Origin of the sequence: Paenibacillus sp. EKM10P (genome assembly GCF_011800655.1) — a bacterium.
Lineage (GTDB): Bacteria > Bacillota > Bacilli > Paenibacillales > Paenibacillaceae > Paenibacillus > Paenibacillus polymyxa.
Genome location: NZ_JAALET010000015.1, coordinates 1 through 20,734, shown reverse-complemented (window position 1 = coordinate 20,734; position 20,734 = coordinate 1). Strand labels below are relative to the sequence as shown.

The window sequence follows — 20,734 nt, the reverse complement described above, 5'->3', positions numbered from 1 at the left end:
GCGGCTTGTCAGCCGATAGAGAGGGATGTGGGAGAATTCACCTTTCACATTCCAATCAGTTATTTAGATGGGAGGTCAAATATGGAAAGCCATACCATTGTCATTACCCAGTCTCGGATGGCAGGATGGTTGATGTTTAATCGGTTTCATAAAATGGATGAAAAAGTAGATTTAAAGGATTCCAATCGGAAAGTATTTATATTCAAGGATTCACCTCCATTGAGGAAAGCCATGGAACAATATAACGAATTTAAACAGGTAGTCGATAATATCTATTAATAAGGGGGATCATAACAATATGACAATAGCTTTAGAGAAGCACGATGATAAACACAAGTATTATATTGACCAATTCACCATTAACGGAAAACAGGTGGATGTACGAAAAAATAGCAATAGCAAACAAGTAGAAGCTTGGATAGATGGTATGTGGAAGCCGATCACCAAGGAAGATATCGATAAACAGTATCGGATACAGTTTGATTATCCTCCATATGAGTTGGAGTTTTCGTATAATGGTGGCAAAACGTGGTGGACATACACGGACGAAAAATATATGACCGATTCGGAACGAGCGTATTTCAAGAAGGAGATCGCGTTTTTTGAGAATTGGGAACTTGAACAACGGATTGCAGAGGAAGAACGGAAAGCGAATGATCCTGAATATCAAGAGTGGCTTGCCGAACAATATGAAGAATGGTTAGCTCATGAGGAAGAGTATTACCGGAGTCAAAGCAATTCTAAGCCTATATCTTATTTGGATATTTCAGATGTGTTCAAAGGTGACGAAAAGTCGGCAGAGGAGAATCCGCCATCGATTGAGCCTAACTATAGGAAATACTTTGAGATGAATGGGAATCAGAAGAAATTCCAGCCTATCTGGTACGGTAAAGATATTATAGATCAGCATATGAAATGTTTTTCTGATGGTACGTTTTTGTATCGGTATGATCAGGGCGTATATGTCAATGATGGTGAGCGTCACCTGGAGCAATTATCCGTTACCCTGCTGGACAATGAGTTTCGCCATAGTCGGATTAAGGAAGCACGTTATTACATAGAAGCCCAAAGTTATATTGCAGGAACCCAAATGAATCTGTTGGACGACTATATTAATGTGAAAAACGGTTTGTTGAATTGGAAAACGGGAGAGTTAAGGGAGCATACGCCTGATAGACGGAGCACTATTCAATTTCCTGTCCTATATGATCCTACGGCCAATGACCCTGTCATGCTTAAGTTTATCGAATCTGTGCTGGAACAGGATACGCATGCAACATTGTTTGAAATGATCGGCTATTTTCTGATTCCTACCTTGGAGTATGAAAAAATATTTTTATTCACAGGTACGGGAAGCAACGGGAAATCGGTATTGATTAAAACGATTGAAGCGATGATAGGTAAGCTAAATATAGCCAAAGTTAAAATTCAAGATTTAGAAGGAGACAGATCAAGGTTTAAAATTGCTGAACTTTATGGAAAAGTGCTGAATTGCTTTACAGATATCCCTGCGGATGCATTGAACTCAACAGGTAACCTCAAGGTGCTTGCCAGTGGCGAAGGCTTAAACGCAGAGAAAAAGGGGAAAGATCCCTTTAACTTTGAACCGTTTTGTAAACTGTTGTTTAGTGCGAATGAATTGCCAAAAAGTAATGACAACAGTGATGGATTTTTTAGAAGGCTGATGGTGTTTCCTTTTAATCGTAAATTTACGGATCAACAAAAGGACACTAAATTAATTCATAAACTGACGACTCCATCTGCTTTATCGACATTATTGAATTATGCGCTTGAGGGATTAAGACGACTCGAACAACAAGGTGGATTTTCATATTCACAAACGATTAAGGATCAAGTTAAAACGTATCAAATGGAATCGGATGTCATTATGCTGTTCATAGATGAAGAATGTCAAATCGAAAGTGAAGCTTCAAAACAACATGAAAGCCGAATCGAATGTAAAAGGTTATATGCGAAGTATGCTGCATGGTGTAAACAAGGTGGATTTAAACCTGAAACGACGATTAAATTTAATAAGCATCTCGATGCAAAACTTAAGGATAAGATTTACCGGAAGAAGGCCAAAACAATAAGTGGCAGCTCAGTTCCCTTTTGGTTTGGTATCAAAATATAATGTTTCCTGTTTGATACATTTGTTTCCTGTCCGTTTTCTGTTTTGAGTACAATTGGAAACGGAAAAATAGTTTGTTTACATAGAGAATCATGAGTTTGTTTCCATGTTTCCTGTTTTTTTAACTCTTGAGAGAAATACATATAATAATATTTGATCGAATATTATGTGCTGGTGAGGAGTGTATATATGATAAGGAGTGCTCAAAACTGGAAACATGGAAACAGCTTTTAAAAATCTGCAATTATATTGGAGAAATTGAAGTGAAGATAGGAATTGATCGTCATAAGGTTGGAAACAAACGGACGGAGAATAGGAAACATCAGCCTAATAATGAGGTTTATATCATGGGCTTGTCAGCCCGTAGGGAGGCTATGATGGGATTGAATATATTTGTTCATCAGCCTGAATTTTAGAGTAAAGGGATGATTGGAGTTGCGAAAGTGAACTTAATAAGCCGCAATGGGGTTGGGTGTGGGAGGGGAAACAGCGGCAGCAAATATTTGTCCGAAGTGCAGCTCAAGCGAAACGAAGGAAAATATTTGGAGAGTTTCCCCTATCCCACAAATACATTATATATACATTCAGCAGAATTCATACACATAATCAAGTCATATTATTAACTGGCTAGGAATATCGTTTTAAAATTTTTGATTTACATATAGAAATTAATCTTGCTGAATGTAGGCTGATATTTTCAAAATTTCAAACCACACGAATTGAGGACTTGAACTTACAAAGAGTAAAATGTGTCACGTGACACATTGAGCAGATTTACAAATTAGACTACACGGGAACTCTGGCTATGAGCTAGGGTTCCTTTTTCATTTAGAGAGGAGTAACAAGAATGCTATTAATGTTGCAAGCAATATTCGTAGAAATATCACGATTTATTACTGTAGTTGGTGTGTTTTTCACTTGGATGTGGATTGCAGCCTTTTTAAAAGCGAGTTTAGAAAAGGGGATCAAGTGGATTGGAAATCAAATTCGTAAACGTAGAAACGTTAAATCCGTACATAAAAAACGCCAGAAATAATGAGAAAGCTGTAGATTATGTAGCAACAAGTATTCAAAATTATGGATTTAAGAATCCAATTCTAATAGACAGCAATCATGAAATCATAGCAGGACATACACGCTTGTTAGCAGCCAAGAAGCTTGGATTAAAGCAAGTTCCAACGATACTGGTGGATGATTTAACTCCTGAACAGGTCAAAGCCTTCAGAATCGCTGATAACAAAACGGCTGAGTATGCAGATTGGAATTTTGAATTGTTGGCGCAGGAAATGGAAGAATTAAAACTGGCTGATTATGATCTTTCTCTAACTGGATTTGATATGAGCGAGTGTGAGAAATTGCTGGATACATTACATGAAGATACAGCCGATGATGAGGATGATTTTAATGTGGAAGAAGCATTACCTGAACATCCAATAACTCGAAAAGGTGACATCTGGTTACTTGGGAAGCATAGGCTCATATGCGGAGATTCAACTAATCAGCAGGATATTACATTATTGATGGATGGTAAGAAGGCTCGGCTTATTGTAACTGACCCACCTTATAATGTGGATTATACGGGCAAGACGAAGGATGCATTGAAAATAGAGAACGATAAAATGGACAATCACCAGTTTTATAATTTCCTATTGGCAGCTTATACCCGAATGTTTGAAGTAGCAGATGACGGAGCAAGCATCTATGTGTTCCACGCTGATAGTGAAGGTTTAAATTTTAGGAAGGCATTTATTGAAGCTGGATTCAAACTGGCACAATGTTGTATATGGGCTAAGCAGGCGATGGTAATGGGACATGCCGATTATCACTGGATGCACGAACCCGTATTATATGGTTGGAAGCCGACAAGTGGACACTATTGGAATAGTGATCGTAAGCAGACTACATTATGGCAATTTGATCGCCCCTTTCGGAATGAATATCATCCCACGATGAAGCCGATTCCCCTGATTAGCTACCCGATTAAAAATTCGAGCAAGTTTGGTGATATTGTGTTTGATCCATTTGGTGGTTCAGGTTCAACGTTGATTGCTTGTGAGGAAACGGATCGGATTTGCTATACGAGTGAGCTTGATCCTAAATATGTTGATGTGATTGTGAAGCGATATATTGCCCATGTTGGCGATTATAGCGGCGTGTATCTGGTTCGAGATGGTAATCAGTATGGTTATCATGAAGTTGTTGCTGAGTCGGCAAGGTCAGAGGTATCATGTGCTGACTAAACCGAAAGGGTGATTGAATTGGGTAAGGCAAAAGTGAATATGGTGATTCGGTTCCTAAAGGGCATGCAAGCCGAAAAGGTAAATGTGCTAGGGGCTGAGGAGGCTCAAGAGGATAACGAGTTGATTCAAAAGGTGATTGAGGATATCGAGTTGTTTTACGAGGCTGAATTGGAAGGGTAAGCTGATACATATGGGGAATGGGCTATCATAGTCTGTTCTCTTTTTTTGATGTCGGCGATATAGTTACTACTTATAGGGAAAAGAAGGGATTACATTCAAATTTGTTGAATTAAATCTGATAAGATAAATCAACATGTTCAACAGCATGAAAAGGGGAAGCTAGATGATCTGGAATATAAGAAATCTTGTCACATTTGTATTTGTCATTGTCATGTGGATGATTGTGGATCGTTTACACATCAATAATGCGTTAGCTTTTATAATCATTTTCATCCTGATATTTTTGATACTATATATGCCTATTCTTTTTACTGTATTATGGGATTCTAATTTGAAGAGAATTGAAAAGTTTTTACTGTCGCGAAAGAGTAAGCCAGAATACCATCTATTTTATGCTCTAGCCCATGAAATCGATGAAGAAGTAGAAGACTCAATCCGACTATTGCTCCAAAAGTATAAGGGAATTCACAAACAAGCGTTATATAAAACCGTTTTTGCTTTCTATAAAAAAGAAATTCTGACGGTTAAAGAAGAAATCGAATTGATCAAACCACCTGCATATAAAAATTACTATCGAGCTATCGTGTGTATAGAAGAAGGAAATAATACGGAAGCTCTCAAAATCATTCATGAGATTCCAACGCCATGGATGAAAAACGCGCTTCTTTCCGAATTGGAGCTGAAATCAAATCATTATGCAGATGCCATTGAACTAGCACAACAAGCCTTGCATCAATCCAAAGGTTTACAAAAGTATGTGTTATTTAAAACGTATCAACGGAAATTCCCAGAGATGCAGCCTGCTAAGGAATGGTAACCTTAAAAACAGAAGTCTATGCACATTCGCATAGGCTTTTTTTCGTGATGGAGGTGAGTTAATGAGTAAGAATAGTAACAATCCAAAAAGAAATAAACCTAAAATACTGACCAAATATGATCAATTTGTTGTGCCAAGGCTCAGGGATATTCCTGTTTGGGTACGTGAGGGGGCAACAGATGAGGAGATTGCTAAGCGATTAAATATTCATATCTGGACGTTAGGTGACTATCGCAGGAAGCACCCCAAATTTGCGGAAGCATTGGAACGTCCAACCAAGTGGGAAACTCATGTATATCCTCGGTTAGCGGAGATTCAGCAATGGTTCGAAGAAGGCGTGAATGCAGAGGACATTATCAAGAAACTCGACATTGGTAAAACGACTTGGTACGAGTATATTGATAAGCATCCGATGCTGGCTGAACTAGTCAAATGGAGCAGATCTGTCCCTATCTCACACGTGGAGAATTCACTTTTGAAAGCTGCTACAGGGTATGAATATGAAGAAATAAAAACGATTATTGAAGAGGACAAAAATGGAAAAAAGAAGACACGTATTGAAAAGGTAAAAAGGTATCAGCCTCCCAATCCGACAGCGATGATCTTCTATTTGAAGAATCGTGCACCTAACGAGTGGAATGATCGCCGTGAGCTAGTGGTCAATACGAAGGCACTGGAACAGGAGCGAAAGCAGCTATTCCTGGATATGATCGAAGCCGATGTAGTGGATGCCGATTATGAAGCTATTGAGGAATCGGTCGAAATGGAGGAAGGATATATAGAGCCGGATGATTCGCAGTCGTAACGTTATGTCGTCAGTATTTGCATAGATAAACGCCAGTTTCAGCCCTGAATGAGCCTGTAAATTGCCCAAACTAAGTGCATAAGATAAGTTATGTAATCAGTGGACTTTCCCCCACATCAACGCTATGATGTGACACACGAGCGAAGGGTGGGGGAGAAAATGAAGTATATTCAAGGGTTTGAAGCACATTTACGGAGCAAGGATCGGAGTGAAAATACGGTTTCCTGTTATATTCGGGACGTATTGCAGTTTATAACCTGGTATCAAAGGAAAACAGAATTTGGGCTGGACAAGTGGATTGAATTGGATGGCGTAGAATACAAGAAGTATCTGCAAAGCACCAACCAAGCGATACTAACCATCAACCGAAAGATCGCCAGTATCAACGTATTTTCACAGTGGATGCATCAGCAAGGCTACATAAAGGAAGAAATACATATCGAAGCGGTCAGGAATAAGGTTGTTAGCCAATACAAAGGGTTAGCAGAAAAGGATTTGTGGAAGCTGCGGAATGAAATTCACCGGATGGGCAATCGGATGCATATCTGTATGATTGAATTGCTGCTGGGTACAGGGATACGGGTAAGCGAATTGGTTGGTATCAAGCTGAAGGATATTGAAATAAGTGAACGCAAAGGATTGTTGAAGGTATTAGGTAAAGGGAATTCATTTCGTACTATTCCATTAAATAAGGATGTGCGAAAAGCCATTACCCGATATCTTGAAGTCAGGCCAACAGTGGAATCAGAATATTTATGTATTGGGCAGCGAGGGTCATTGGAACGGAATGCAATCAACCTGATTCTGAACAAATATGGGGATCGAGTCAACGTAAAGGTCACACCCCATATGCTCAGGCATACACTTGGCTATAAGCTGGTAAAAACGACTCCATTGACGACCATCCAGCAAATTCTTGGACATGATCATGTAGCAACCACCAATATCTATACCCTAACAACACAGCAGGATATGGCGGAAGCTTTGGCAAATATCGAGTGGTGATGAGCCACTCTTTTTGTCGTGGAGGGAGGGGGGCTTCTATGTAGATAAACGGAGGCGCCAGCAAAGGGTACAGAAATTTTTGCGATGATTTTATAGTGAATATGAGAAAGGAGCTATACCGATTGAAACGATAAAGCAAGAAGAGCAGCGACAAGCTGAACTGCTGAAGCAATACATGGAGAAGCATTTTAAGCCGCCCAAAATGAAACAATTAATTGAAACATTCTCTTTCTCTGAACTAAGAAAGCTAATCGGTGAGATAGACATTGAATATTTTGCATTGGCCTATTTTCCTAAATATTTTGATCGAGCATTTGGCAAGTTTCACAAAGAGTTATTTTCGGAATTAAGACATATGCTTGCGAATACAGGACTGATTACAGCTTTCGGACTCCCAAGGGAGCATGGAAAGTCAACGATCAGTTCTTTTTTATTTCCGCTGTATGCAACTTTATATGATAAATCACAATTTACATTGATCATATCTGCCACAGAGCAGATTGCATTGCCCTTCCTCGATATGATCAAAGATGAGCTGGAAACCAATCAGATGCTGATTGAAGATTTTGGGATTCGTAAAGGGGGCCGCTGGAACAACAATGAAATATGGCTCAAGAGTAAAGGTGGACTGGACTCATGTATTATGATTCGCGGGATTGATGGTAGCTTGAGAGGTATCCATTATAAGCATCACCGTCCTACGCTGGTGTTGATGGATGATTTGCTCAAGGAAGACACTGCACGATCCGAAGCCAAACGAGAACAAATTAAAAATACGTTTACGGATGTCATTTTGCCTATTGGCACAAGGGATACGAATATTCTGATTTGTGGAACGATCTTGAACGAAGAAGATATTATGGCCGATTTGCTCAAAGGTAAGATACCGGGTGTGAGAAGTGTTCGTAAAGCAGCCGTGCTTCAATTTTCAGAGCGTGATGATCTGTGGTCAGAGTGGGAGCGACAATATAATAATTTGCAGGATGAAGATAGGATCAATACGGCCTTATCTTTTTTTATAGCTCATGAGGAGGAAATGCTGAAGGGTACGGAAATCCTGTGGAGCGAGTATTTGGACTATTATTATTTGATGTGCAAGAAGCAAGCTATGGGTGAAAAGAGTTTCTATAAAGAATTACAAAATGATCCGCGTTCAACCGATGAATACATATTTCAGAATCTCATGTATTGGGACAGATTGCCTGAATTTGAGGACATGGAAATCACGATGTACATTGATCCAGCGATTAAGGCCGGGAAGAAAAATGACTATTCGGCTATTTCAATTATTGGGCAACACCGAAGGACGAAGCAAATGTATGTGATTGACGGCAATATCTATAAACTGCTGCCGGATGATTTATTTCAAGTGGCTATTGAGAAATTGAAGCTTTACCCTGTAGATAAGCTCGGTTTTGAGGTAAATCAGGCACAAAGCTACATGAAGCAAAAGTTTGAAGAAGAATTATGGAAAGCGAAGATACATACGCCTGTTGAAAGTGTCCATTCCAAGGGGCAGAAGCATGAACGAATTATTAGCTTGGAGCCGGAAGTGAAGAAGGGCCATATTCTTTTCAATTCGGATAACCTCAGATATAACCATCAAGTGAAGGATTACAATCGAAACTGTACATACGACGATGCGCCAGACAGTTTATATGGGGCTGTTCAATTGATTCAGTCGGTCAAGAGTTTAAAGTTTTATGATCGCAGTTTGTTGTTTTGAGGGTTCTGCTAATGGGCAGGGAAGTGCAACAAATTTTATCCAGCTGCGTCTTAATATGGGGGAAAGTTACTGTGCAACGAATTTAACCAAAAAAGGAGCTACATTTATGAAAAAAGCATTCTTTGGGGTTTTTCTTGCAATCTTTTTATTTATTTTATCGTCAACTACGTATGCAGCAGAAAATCAAATCAAAGTTGACGGTGTTGCTATTGCATCCGATGTGAAGCCTGAAATGAAGAACAAACGTACAATGGTACCTTTACGTGTTATTAGTGAAAATTTGGGGGCTAGCGTCGAATGGTCCAATTCCGGGGTTATTCTCGCTAAAAGCGATATGAAAGTTATATTAACACTGAACAGTAGTACAGCGGAGAAGAATGGTGAAAAGATGCTGCTTGATGTTAAACCATACATGAAGAATAATCGTATATTTGTTCCACTTCGTTTTATTGCAGAGACGTTTGGATGCCATGTCAATTACAACAACTTTGTAGTGACTGTTGATACTGAACCATTGTTTATAGACGGTGTACAAGTAAAAGCATTGCAACATGAATACCATATGACTATGGGCGGCGTAGTTCAGCGAATTAATGGAAATGCATATAACAAAACGATCTATAATATTTTGGTGAAAAACAAAGGTAAAAAGATCAAAGCACCTGCAAACTACTCTTGGAGAGGTACTATTGACACACTTGGGTCCTATTATAAAAATGCGCAATATGATTTTCTAGACCCAAAAGGGAACAGCTTAGTTCGTTTTGATGTTTATTCTTTAATTCGTTCTTTTCCATCTGAATCTTTAACAGGATATCCAGAGATTTTGATTCATGACGTATCTAAAGATGAGTGGTACTTGTTTAGCGATACCGCAAATCGATCCATTGAAGAGTTAATTTATACCGCTAAAAAGAACGGTTTTCTGAAGGTTATAAGTAATACAGTTGTATAAAGTGATTTTTTCTTATTACACTAATTGGAACGATAGTTGACGAGCTTGTAATAGTATATCGATGCCAATAGATGCTTGTTATAATCCCCGTTTGCTTAATCACGGGTATGTAAGGAGGTTAATATTCTATGAACGGCTGGAATGAGGAGAAGGCTCTGGAACAGAGTGATATTCATCAATTGAGTGGTGAGATCTATCAGATCCTACACGAGAGAATTGACAAGCTAGGTGTAGCATATGGCATCGTTAGCGAATTTAGTTATAACCCTGAGGAACCACCGTTCTGGACTATTACTATCGAGGACTATGAAACCGTGCTTACCTCGGCCATCTTGTTCCAATATATAAAAGAGCATAGAAATTTGAAGGATGCATTAACTCATTTTATCCGCGATCACTTCCCATACTTCACTTAAGCAGAGTATTAGCGTTGAAAGAATACTCAATTACGAGAGTTCAACTAACTGATCGGCAGTCTTTCAGCTAACGGGCAGTAAACAGAAACAAACTTCTTTTTCGTTCGTAAGGGCATTCAGGGTTAAGGAGGTGCTGACTTGACGTTTACTTTAATGGCTTTATTGCTATTTTTGGGGGTTATAGGTGTTATCATGCCATTAGCACAAAGTATTAGAATTAGATTTTCACCGAAATTTATGAGTCTTACTAGACGGACACGATATACACTTTCAGTATTAGTGATTTGTTCTTTGCTGTACGAATTAAGCTTTCTGTTTGTCTACCTGACTAACCATTTATATAAATTCCCGAGACCCTGGGGGGATATATATTGGGTAAGCACTGGATTGAGTGGAATTATTTTTGGCATGCTTGGGGTTAACTGCCCTCCAAGATTAATATGGATGTTTTCCATATTGCAATTTATTATAGGATTAGGTCTTTTGGGTTTATTAGTTTTAGCGATAGGCATCACATCGATGTGATCAATATGCTAACGGAAACATTGGTTTAACAAGGAACTATCTTATTAAAGGTGGTTCTTTTATTTATTTAAGCAACAATTACTTTATCTATTTTGAAAGGAAGAACCTATTTGCAAATAACCGAGTCCATCATAATTGAATGTCTAAATGAACTCCAATTGGCTGCATTAGCCAAACAGAAATATGCAGATTACTATGATGGTCAGCATGCTATTCTCAAGAACTATGCGATGCAAGAAAGTCGAAGTAATCAAAAGCTTATTTTTAATTTCCCTCGTAAGTTTGTAGATAACGAAGTGGGTTATCTGCTTGGTAAGCCAGTAAACTATGTGTCCAAGTCAGATCAGGATGAGGCTATACATAACATTGACGTACATATGAGTCATTGGAACAAAGAGCATAATCTACAGCTTCGGAAACAATCCGAAATCTTTGGTGAGAGCTTTGAATTGAACTATATCGACTCGGATGGACAGTTTTCAGCCACGGTATTATCTCCTTTAAATGCGTATGTGTTGGAAGACGGAACAGCAGAACGAAATGTATTACTTGGCCTACATAAATTTATGAGACGTTTTGATAAGCAGGTGTATTTAGACGTGTATACTGACCATGAGATTCTACACTATACAATTAGTAGTGATAATAAAAATAATCAAATGAAGCAGAACCAAGCACCTGAATTGAAATATATCGGCAAACATAATCACATCTTTGGAAGAGTCCCGCTTATCTCTTGTCCAGCCAATACGGAGAGAAAAAGCGGCTTCCAGGATGTGATTTCTTTATTTGATGCCTATAACGCTTTGAACTCTGATTTGGTCAATGAAATTGCAGATCACCGTAACGCCTATCTGGTGATTGAGAATGCAAAGCTGGAAGCTGAGGACTTATTGAATATGAAGAAGATGGGCATTATTCAGGTTCCGGCTGGAGGAAAGGTAAGCTGGCTTACGAAGGAGATTAATGATTCCTTTGTGAAAAACGAGTTGGATAACATTGAACGCAAAATTTTCGACATGATGGATCAGGTTAATTTTAATGAAAACTGGGCCAGTAATACCTCCTCCTTGGCACTGCGAAATAAGTTGCTAAATTTGGAGAATCGAGTGGCGATGCGTGAAGCGTTGATGGAAAAGGCGATCAAGCAGCGTCTACGAAATTTCTTTGCGTTCCTGCACATTAAAGAAGGCGTTCAATATGATTATCGAGATATCGCCGTAAAATTCACAAGGAACCTGCCAACAGATTTGGTGGGGATGGCAGATGTGATTGTGAAACTGAAAGAAGTGGTCTCACAGGAAACACTGCTGACGTTGCTTCCGTTTGTAGAGAATCCCAAGCTGGAATTCAATAAATTTCATGCAGAACAACAACGATTAGTTGGTACGGATAAGAAGGTAACGAATGCAGAATAAAAATAGCATCAAGCGGCTGATTAAGAATAATTGTGCGTGTTATCTCGGAACGAAACATGGCATCCCGAATTATTGCTGTTTACAAGATAGCCCATGTATATTCTTTAGTCAAAATGATGCTCTGCCCCGTTGTACATATTTTGAAAATGGGGTTTTGCCAATGGACGAGAAGCTGGATCAAGAATATAAGTTTAAACGTAATGTAGAGACTGAGCCTAAGACAGCAAAGCCGAGGGTGAACTGTACACGTTGTGGAGGAACATTTTCGGCAAATTCGAATCGGCAGAAATATTGTGACAAGTGTAGAGGTAGGGCGAGAAAAGAAAGTATCAGGACGCGTGTTCGGAAGTTCAGACAAAAAGACAGCCCGATGTAACGCTTTAGAGGTTGAAAAAGTCATATAAACAAAGGGTTAAAAATAGGCGAAAATGAGGAGTTGGTATGCTTGTACCTTTTCGTCACTTTTGCGTTTTCTAATGCGTTACATGATTGTCTTGAACATGATATTCAATATGATACAGTTTCACCATACATATACGTTTCTGAGGTTTAGGTAAGCAATAGGGTGGATGTAACGCTTTAGGCTATCCAAAATACGCATAAACAAAGGATGAAAAACAGGCAAAAGTGGGGAGTTGGTATGTTTGTACCTTTTCCTCGTTTTTGTGATTTCTAAAGCGTAACATCCCTGTCCTGAGCATGACATTAAACGGCTCCATACATATATAAGCGTGTTCGGTTCTGCGTAGTCGAATGGGCAATAAAGGAGATTATCAAAAATGAATTTAGAACAAATGAAGCAGTTAATTGAAGAAAACCAAATGAATGAGGAATGGCAAACGTATCTTCAGGGTTTGAATCCGTATAACGTGGAAGGGATAGAGCAATACATCCAATCCAATAAGGATGCGAAAAGTTGGTTCGATAGCACGGTAGACAAACGATCCGCTAAATCGCTGGAAACGTGGAAAATCAATCATCTAGAGGATTTACTGAATGCTGAAATCAAGAAGCGATTCCCGGCTAAGGATGAAAAAGATATCGAGGTCGAGAAGCTACGAGCCGAAGTCGAAAATATGAAGTTAGAGAAGCAACGTGAACGGTTAACCAGTCAAGCGATCAAAATTGCATCCGAAAAGAAACTTCCACTTCCGTTAGTGGATTTTTTTATTGGTGCAGATGAAGAAGCGACGATAGCGAATTTAGCTATGTTGGAACAATCACTACAACAGGCTATACAACATCAAGTCGAGCAACGGCTTAAAGGGGATGGATATACCCCTCCGGCTGGTTCAACAGGTAGCACATTTACATTGGATTCGATTAAAGGGATGTCCCCAAACGAGATTAATCAGCATTGGGATCAAGTCAAACAAGCATTACAAAACAAATAATAATAAACGAAAAGGATAGGGTGAATAGATATGTCAGTACAGAATTTTATTCCTACAATTTGGAGTGCACGTTTAAATGAGAGTTTGAAGAAGAATCTGGTGTATGGGAACGTGGTCAACACTGATTATGAAGGTGAAATTAAAGGCCAAGGTTCCACAGTAAAAATCAATTCGATTGGAGCAGTAACCATTGGCAACTATGATAAGGTGGCAGGAATCGGTAATCCGCAGGAGTTAGATGCTACACAAAAGACGTTGGTGATTGACCAGGCCAAGTATTTCAATTTTCAAGTGGATGATGTAGATGCTGCCCAAGCGAATGTAAATCTACTGGATGGTGGAATCGTGGAAGCTTCGTATGGACTGGCCAATGTGGTCGATCAGTATCTTGCTGGATTCTACACAGAGGTTAAAGCTGAGAATACAATTGGTAACGATACAACGCCTATAATTCCAACCAAAGATACAGCCTATGATTTACTGATTGATTTAGGCGTATTATTGGACGAAAATAATGTGCCGGAAAGCGAACGATTCGTGGTGGTTCCTGCATGGTACTATGGCTTGCTTTTGAAGGATGCTCGTTTCACCAAAGACCCGAACATTATCCGTACAGGCTATGTGGGAGATATTGATGGCATGACCGTTTATAAATCCAACAATGTGCCGAATACCACAGGAGCCAAGTATAAAATCATCGCAGGTCATAAGAGTGCGATTTCGTTTGCAGGTCAAGTAGATTCGGTTGAAGCCTTCAGACCAGAGAAGCAATTCTCGGATGCAGTGAAAGGGTTGCAAGTGTTTGGAGCAAAATGTATCAAGCCGGAAGCTCTCGCTGTACTCACAGCCAATAAGTCTTAATTGAAAATGGGATCATATGAAAACACATTATAATAGAAGAAACACGTTTGGGTATCCGTTTTGGATGCCCTTATTTTTAATTTTGGAGGGTGATAAGATGTGGTTTTTGAATCAGGAAACAGGCTGCACATGGGAAGTCACAGATCAGGAGTTAATGCTGCGGTTACAGACCAGTAGGCATTATGAGCAAGTAGAGGAACCGCAACCAGATGAGACTAAGCAATATGTACCCCAAACGAAAGCTCAAGCTACCAAGAGCATGAAGCGTACCGAGAAGGAACAGGTAAAGGAGGTACAGGAGACAGCACATGAGTGAGCTAATGGATTTGATGAAACGATTATTAGGCATGGAACCAACAGACATATCCAAGGATGATATCCTGATCCACTATTTGAATAAAGCGAGGAGTAATATTTTTGGCTATTGTAATGTGGTAACACTGCCAGTGGAATATGATGAAGTCATGGTCGATTATGCCGTGTATCTATATAAAAATAGGGATTCGATTGGCCTAATGAATAAGCAGGAAGGTGAACGCTCAGCCACCTATGAAACAGGCATTCCGACAAGTATCCGGCTTGCTCTTCCTTTACCTAAAATCAAGGTCGGGACAGATTAATGTTCTACGATACGAAGCTGGAAATTTTAGATGCTGAATTCATATCTATTCGGTCAATGATGGCAGATATACAACCTTATCGTAAAAGCTTTTTATTTGAAGATGGCTACACACTGGAGACGACATATCGAGCTTTCTGTCCATTGGAATCTTTATTGCTGTCGAACTGCTATATTCGAATTGGCAAGGATGTTTTTATTATTTTGGACATGAAGAAATGGAGCGATTATATGGAGTTGTACCTGTATCGCTGTAAGGCAGATTTTGCATTGGAGGTAGAGAAATGACACGGAGCTTAGAGCCGATGCTTGATTTCTTCCTACGAGAGAAAGGCGAACTTGTGCATATCAACAGTGTAAAGCAGCTTGCTCTGATCCGGGATGCGACAGATATCATTCAAATGACTGATGAAAAAATTATTCGTGCAGCAACACTATTACATACAGGTGATATCGTGGATTATCGTTATGAACGTTATTTAATTACTAGTCAGGTGGATCGAAATGAACAGTCTTGTCGAGGCAGAATGAAAAAGTGTAATCAACGGCTAGCTTTAAACCGGGATGGACAAGTGAAATGGTTTGATGCTGTGGTAGAAGCCAGAACGTTTTTAACGGAAACAGGAAAGGTTATTTCAATACCGGAGGGAAGCATCCTGGTCAGTTTACAGGACAACGCAGATACGAAGGGCATTACATTAAGCCAACGATTTTATATGACTCATCAGCCGTTTAAAGTAACTGGTACTGATCGCACGATGAATGGCATCATTCAGTTAAGCTGCACATTGGATAGCATAAATACAGCTTATGATGACGTGGGAAATAACATTGCAGACCGATGGAAGTACGAGATTGCTCATACATATGCATTACATATTCATCAGGGAACGATGGTCCATGTACCTCTAAACGAAACAATACCGTTGAATGTGACTGCTACGGATAATGGAAATGAGATAGCGAATCCAGCCATAACTTTCATTTCGAGCGATCCGAATGTGGTTAGTGTAGATCAGCAAGGTCAGGTTATGGGCATCGCTTTGGGACAAGTAAGCATTACCGCGAAATTAACGTATCACCCAACAGTACTGAGTACCATTGAAATGAGAGTCGTCGAAACTGGAGCGCGTATTTATTCGATAGCCATTACTGGTAATCCCATTCTCAAAACAGGCCAAAGCACCTCATACGTCAGCCATATCTATGATCATGGAACAGAAGTGTTTGACCAGTCGGTGGAGTGGAGCCTACGCAATCAAGATCATTCAACTCCTATTATGGGAAGCATAACAGCGAGTACAGGAAATAGTGTAACCATAAAAGCAGGAAGCAGTAGTGGAGCGATTAATAGAGCACTTGTACTGACTGCTACCTTAGTAAGCGATCCTAGCATTACCATAGAAAAGACTATTAACCTTAAAAATTTATTCTAAGCATTATATCTATCGGCTTGCCTTAGAGGGCAGCCATTTTTTATTTCAAAGGAGCCACATACATATGCAACGAAAATCTATCGACTACCTACTCAGTCTGAGCCTATTGAAGCAATTGAGATCACAACATGTCATTACAGAAGAAGAGTTTATAGCGATTGATGAGCTTAATAAAAAGTCTTTTAAATAGCTATAACATGGGCAGAAATGGACTTGATGATGTGCCGCAAGCATTATACCATGTGACCGTATAAAGAAGATATCGAAGGGAGAAAAACCTATGGCACAAGCCGTAACCGCAAAAAAAGTCGTGATCGTTCCCGTGAAAACGTTGAACATCGTAGAGGGAATTCAATCGATTCAAAAGAAGAAAGTCGCTGCCTATTGTCGGGTTAGTACCGATTCTGAGGAGCAAAAGGAGAGCTATACCAACCAGGTTAATCATTATACCCAATACATTCAAAACAACTTGGAATGGGAAATGGCTGATATTTACGCCGATGAAGGCATCACCGGAACCAGCACTAAAAATAGAACACACTTTAATCGGATGATACAGGATGCCCGAAACGGTAAACTGGATCTGATTCTGGTCAAGTCGATTTCGAGATTTGCTAGGAATACACTGGATTTATTGAAATATGTACGGGAACTCAAAAGTCTCGGAGTTGCTGTATTCTTTGAACGAGAGAACATTAATACACTAGATACCACAGGTGAAGTATTGCTGACCATCTTGAGTTCCCTTGCCCAAGACGAGAGCCGAAATATTTCTGAGAATAGTCGATGGGGCATATTGCGTGGCTTCCAAAACGGCAAAGTCTTCTGCAACACCACTCGCTTCCTTGGCTATGATAAGGATGAACATGGTGAACTGGTGATTAATGAGCCAGAAGCAGAGATTGTACGCAGAATATACGAGGAGTATTTGGATGGGAAAAGCTATCAGGCGATAGCCAGAGGTTTGATGCGAGATCACATTAGAACAGTCACGGGTGGCGATACGTGGTGGGATTCCTCCATTACCTTAATTCTGACCAATGAGAAATATTACGGAGCTTTACTACAACAAAAGACGGTAACTGTTGACTTTCTAACCCACAAACGAATAAAGAATCGGGGACAGGAGCAGCAATATTTAATTGAAAACAACCATGAACCGATTGTATCCAAGGAAATATTTGAAACGGTGCAAAAGGAGAAGAAACGAAGAGCCAAGCTGAAAGGGAGCGTGATGGGAGAGAGTAAAAGATACTCCAGTAAATACGCACTGAGCAGTAAAGTATATTGTGGATGCTGCGAGGCCATTTTTAAACGCCGAACCTGGAACAGCAATAATCCATCCAAAAAAGTGGTATGGCAATGCAAAACGTATGTCAATGAAGGGAAAGCAGTATGTGATGCCAAATCAGTTGATGAACAAGTTTTACATTCCGCGTTTGTGCGATTGTTCAACCGGATGTATGAGAACAAGGAAAGATTCATAAAGACGTTGAAAGCCAATATTGAATCGGTACTTTCGAGCAAAGTAGGGCAAGAACCGCTATTGGACATCGAAGGACAGATGCAACAATTGAAATCCGACCTGAAGGAATTGGTGAATCTTAAGCTGCGGAATCAGATCGATGAGACGGTTTATGATGAAGAAACGAACAGACTTTCCAGTGAGCTAAACGAGCTACGGCAACAGATGCTGATATTAGAGGAGGAAGAGGATCAGAAGGAAAAAATTAAGGAACGAGTCGATGAGATTATTCAACTTTTAAACTCGCGGCAAGATATACTGGAACAATTTGATGATAACCTATTTAATGCGTTGGTGGAGAAGATCACTATTCTCTCACCAGCGCATTTTGTTTTTACCTTGAAAAGTGGAATGAGCTTGGATGAAATACTGGACTAAAAAACATAGGCTAATACGATAAATAGACTAACGAGTAACTGTGGGTTGTATGACGGGAAGGATCAATCGAATCCCGTCTTTAACTCCTTCCATATAGATGGACTGTTTGTCCTGACTTAGCTGATAGCCGATAGCTTCTTCCCATTCAGATAGTAGATGTTGAATATCCTCGTTTTGATTCATTTTGAATTGATCCATTTGAGTGAATAGATTTTTGTCTTCTGATGAACATGAAGCCTGTTGCTCACTGGTAAGTTCTAATTGATAAAATCGTTGGCGTAATGCTTCCAGAAACCAATCTGGCCAATTTGACATAGCGTATTATCCCTCCCGTTTGTTGAAGTGTGTGTATGTTAACTCTGATGGGGAGGGATGGCAAGTCATTATTTTTGTGTGGAGGGATGTTGAATTATCTTTAAAAAAATATTTTTCATAAAGAGAATTTTGGGTCTATGTGTAGATTGAAATATTAGGTGAAATACCTATTTAAGTAATAAAGATAACAAAAAAACAGGTCAACCATAGTAGTATCTGACCATAATTGACCTGTTCAATGTAACGCAGTAGCGTTATTTAGGTTATAAAATTAAAGCATTTGATGTGCGTACAACCGAAATGAAGAATTTTTTTATACGGGTATTACATGGGTTATATGTGTTATTGGTTGAGTGATAGGTTCATTCGTCACCCACCTCCTCCAAATAAACCTTGAAAAGTATTTAACAAATCAAGATTATGACAGTATTCGAGTAGATAGATTAAGATTTTGGAAAAGGATTATCATTTAGGATTTTGCATGATATTTTTTTTGCCACTATGATAATCGGCGGGCTATCAAAACCCTCTACACTTATTTTGAAAATGTAATTCCCAAATTCTACATTGTATTTTTGATTCATTTCCATTGCTTCTTCATCATTTGCCAATTCAATAAATATTTTAGATGTATCCCCATGCCATAAAAACAAAGTAGAAACAAAATACGGTTGTTCAAACTCAATATCAATTGCATACTCATCACTACTTTGATCTATGCTACCTGACAACACAATTTGTCCTGCGTTCATACGACAAAACTCAAAATCCATCCATAAGCATCTACTTAAATAAGTATTAATTTTGTCAATCTCTACATTTACCTCATCTAAATTCATAATAAACACTAGAATCATCTCCTATGGTAAATTTATATGTGTATTTTTTGCTCCAGTGGCATTAAAATTAGGGTTTTTCGTTCCATCCTTAAAGAATTCTTTAAGTTCACTTTCCTTATACCACTTACCATCCGTCCCCAAATACTCAGTACCACTTCCTTGAATTTTAGGATCAGGATTTGGAGCTGACTTTCTTGATACTCTATAAATACTATTCGCATTCGTATGTTGACTATTACCGGGATGTATTCTTACCTCATATACAAATCCATCTGCTGTCCAAGGATGCTTAAGTCCCTTTGGTATACTCGTCAGACCCTGTTGTTCCAAAGCCTCATCAAGGAAATCCTTAGGATTTGTAGTGTTAAGGAGATTCCTACCACCATTCCCCGTCCCCTTAAGAACATTCTTCTTCTCTATTTCTTTAAGTAATTCCTTCTCTTTTCTTAAATACTCATCGTAATTTGAAGTTTCTCGGGCGGCTTTACTTTTCTCAATGTTCTCCAATACACGCTTTTTGGTATTCGCTTCTTCTCTCTTTTTATTAGGTTTACCCGTCCCCTCAGTTTTAGGAGGTTTCTCCTTGGGTTTGCCTGCTTTTGAAGGCATAACTTCTGATGTGTTCTCAATAGGTTCGGATGCATTTTTTGTGGTGATGCTCTTCTGATCTATTCGCTGTTGAATTCTTCTCACATTTACTCTTGCGAGCCTAGCGTTCTCAGATGCCCCTTCTTTGCTCATTTTGGAGAATTCATTTTTAAAGGCTCTACCTTCACCACCTCGACCGTCGAGTGCAAACGGCTCTGCTGTTAGGTTTGCATAGCTCATCCATCGTTGTTCTTCCGGTGTGATGCCCTCTTGATTAGATAGAACCAAAAAATCTCCTGGATAGTTTTGTTTCCAGTCATCGTAGTATTTAAAATCTGGATCTCCATTCGCTATACGAACCACCCCGTCCTCAGCACGGTAGCTTCCTAGCGGAATTTCAGGTCTGCGATCACCTTCTAATGAAGCCCAATAGACATAATCACTATAAATTCTCTCATACTCTTCATCTGTAAGCTCTGGTGGCGCAGCTTCTTTTTTCGCTTTAAGGGCTTTAGCTCTAGCTTCTTTTTCTGCTTTAAGAGCAGCTTCAGCCCTAGCTTT

Annotated in this window: 22 protein-coding genes and 1 pseudogene; 20 read left to right on the top strand and 3 right to left on the bottom strand. The window is 39.3% G+C overall.

The features are described 5' to 3' along the window. The first annotated feature begins 81 nt into the window (after positions 1-81). The 20 genes from HFE01_RS23175 (at position 82) to HFE01_RS23085 (ending at position 18,431) form a co-directional block, all read left to right on the top strand. Positions 82-279, top strand: a complete 198-nt coding sequence (locus HFE01_RS23175; RefSeq protein WP_025686111.1) for a DUF5659 domain-containing protein — start codon at positions 82-84, stop codon at positions 277-279. Positions 280-298: 19 nt separating this feature from the next. After that, positions 299-2,134, top strand: coding sequence for a DNA primase family protein (locus HFE01_RS23170; RefSeq protein ID WP_107735102.1), 1,836 nt, complete (start codon positions 299-301; stop codon positions 2,132-2,134). Between the two features lie 260 nt (positions 2,135-2,394). Then, positions 2,395-2,547, top strand: coding sequence for a hypothetical protein (locus tag HFE01_RS23165; RefSeq protein ID WP_167438493.1), 153 nt, complete (start codon positions 2,395-2,397; stop codon positions 2,545-2,547). Positions 2,548-3,105: 558 nt separating this feature from the next. After that, positions 3,106-4,371: a DNA modification methylase gene (locus HFE01_RS23160; RefSeq protein ID WP_107735103.1), complete on the top strand. Its 1,266-nt coding sequence runs from the start codon at positions 3,106-3,108 to the stop codon at positions 4,369-4,371. Between the two features lie 18 nt (positions 4,372-4,389). Further along, on the top strand, positions 4,390-4,551 hold the full coding sequence (locus HFE01_RS23155) for a hypothetical protein (protein ID WP_167438494.1): 162 nt from the start codon (positions 4,390-4,392) through the stop codon (positions 4,549-4,551). Positions 4,552-4,714: 163 nt separating this feature from the next. Continuing rightward, positions 4,715-5,368, top strand: coding sequence for a hypothetical protein (locus HFE01_RS23150; RefSeq protein WP_044787549.1), 654 nt, complete (start codon positions 4,715-4,717; stop codon positions 5,366-5,368). A gap of 61 nt (positions 5,369-5,429) precedes the next feature. After that, positions 5,430-6,173, top strand: a complete 744-nt coding sequence (locus HFE01_RS23145) for a hypothetical protein (RefSeq protein ID WP_044787548.1) — start codon at positions 5,430-5,432, stop codon at positions 6,171-6,173. 159 nt (positions 6,174-6,332) lie between these two features. After that, a complete protein-coding gene (locus HFE01_RS23140; RefSeq protein WP_107735104.1) occupies positions 6,333-7,178 on the top strand; it encodes a tyrosine-type recombinase/integrase in 846 nt (281 codons plus the stop codon). A gap of 175 nt (positions 7,179-7,353) precedes the next feature. Further along, positions 7,354-8,904 carry a phage terminase large subunit gene (gene terL / locus HFE01_RS23135; protein WP_107735105.1) on the top strand — a complete coding sequence of 517 codons (1,551 nt, stop codon included), beginning with the start codon at positions 7,354-7,356 and terminating at the stop codon, positions 8,902-8,904. Positions 8,905-9,010: 106 nt separating this feature from the next. Beyond that, a complete protein-coding gene (locus HFE01_RS23130) occupies positions 9,011-9,859 on the top strand; it encodes a copper amine oxidase N-terminal domain-containing protein (RefSeq protein ID WP_107735116.1) in 849 nt (282 codons plus the stop codon). Between the two features lie 128 nt (positions 9,860-9,987). Next, entirely contained in the window at positions 9,988-10,275 is a 288-nt protein-coding gene (locus tag HFE01_RS23125) for a hypothetical protein (RefSeq protein WP_174820586.1), read from the top strand. A gap of 635 nt (positions 10,276-10,910) precedes the next feature. Further along, positions 10,911-12,218, top strand: coding sequence for a phage portal protein (locus HFE01_RS23120; protein ID WP_107735107.1), 1,308 nt, complete (start codon positions 10,911-10,913; stop codon positions 12,216-12,218). A gap of 779 nt (positions 12,219-12,997) precedes the next feature. Then, the gene (locus HFE01_RS23115) at positions 12,998-13,612 is read left to right on the top strand and encodes a DUF4355 domain-containing protein (RefSeq protein ID WP_107735109.1); all 615 of its coding nucleotides are present in this window, start codon (positions 12,998-13,000) and stop codon (positions 13,610-13,612) included. Positions 13,613-13,642: 30 nt separating this feature from the next. After that, positions 13,643-14,473, top strand: a complete 831-nt coding sequence (locus tag HFE01_RS23110; RefSeq protein WP_107735110.1) for a phage major capsid protein — start codon at positions 13,643-13,645, stop codon at positions 14,471-14,473. A 97-nt stretch (positions 14,474-14,570) separates the two neighbouring features. Then, the gene (locus HFE01_RS23105; RefSeq protein WP_107735111.1) at positions 14,571-14,789 is read left to right on the top strand and encodes a hypothetical protein; all 219 of its coding nucleotides are present in this window, start codon (positions 14,571-14,573) and stop codon (positions 14,787-14,789) included. Then, complete coding sequence (locus HFE01_RS23100; protein ID WP_107735112.1) at positions 14,782-15,093, top strand: phage head-tail connector protein; 312 nt, start codon at positions 14,782-14,784, stop codon at positions 15,091-15,093. Before HFE01_RS23105 ends, HFE01_RS23100 begins: the two co-directional genes overlap by 8 nt. Further along, positions 15,093-15,380, top strand: a complete 288-nt coding sequence (locus HFE01_RS23095; protein ID WP_107735113.1) for a hypothetical protein — start codon at positions 15,093-15,095, stop codon at positions 15,378-15,380. Before HFE01_RS23100 ends, HFE01_RS23095 begins: the two co-directional genes overlap by 1 nt. Further along, positions 15,377-16,528, top strand: a complete 1,152-nt coding sequence (locus tag HFE01_RS23090) for an Ig-like domain-containing protein (RefSeq protein WP_107735114.1) — start codon at positions 15,377-15,379, stop codon at positions 16,526-16,528. Before HFE01_RS23095 ends, HFE01_RS23090 begins: the two co-directional genes overlap by 4 nt. A 64-nt stretch (positions 16,529-16,592) precedes the next feature. After that, positions 16,593-16,718: an SHOCT domain-containing protein gene (locus tag HFE01_RS27720; protein WP_010348683.1), complete on the top strand. Its 126-nt coding sequence runs from the start codon at positions 16,593-16,595 to the stop codon at positions 16,716-16,718. A gap of 90 nt (positions 16,719-16,808) precedes the next feature. Next, positions 16,809-18,431, top strand: a complete 1,623-nt coding sequence (locus HFE01_RS23085; protein ID WP_107735115.1) for a recombinase family protein — start codon at positions 16,809-16,811, stop codon at positions 18,429-18,431. 27 nt (positions 18,432-18,458) lie between these two features. Here HFE01_RS23085 and HFE01_RS26985 read toward each other — a convergent pair whose 3' ends face one another. The 3 genes and pseudogenes from HFE01_RS26985 to HFE01_RS27440 form a co-directional block, all read right to left on the bottom strand. After that, a complete protein-coding gene (locus tag HFE01_RS26985) occupies positions 18,459-18,746 on the bottom strand; it encodes a hypothetical protein (RefSeq protein WP_174820587.1) in 288 nt (95 codons plus the stop codon). A 443-nt stretch (positions 18,747-19,189) separates the two neighbouring features. Next, the gene (locus tag HFE01_RS23075; protein WP_199767821.1) at positions 19,190-19,594 is read right to left on the bottom strand and encodes a hypothetical protein; all 405 of its coding nucleotides are present in this window, start codon (positions 19,592-19,594) and stop codon (positions 19,190-19,192) included. A 12-nt stretch (positions 19,595-19,606) separates the two neighbouring features. Continuing rightward, positions 19,607-20,734 (bottom strand): annotated as a pseudogene (locus tag HFE01_RS27440) (hypothetical protein); the annotation flags it as partial.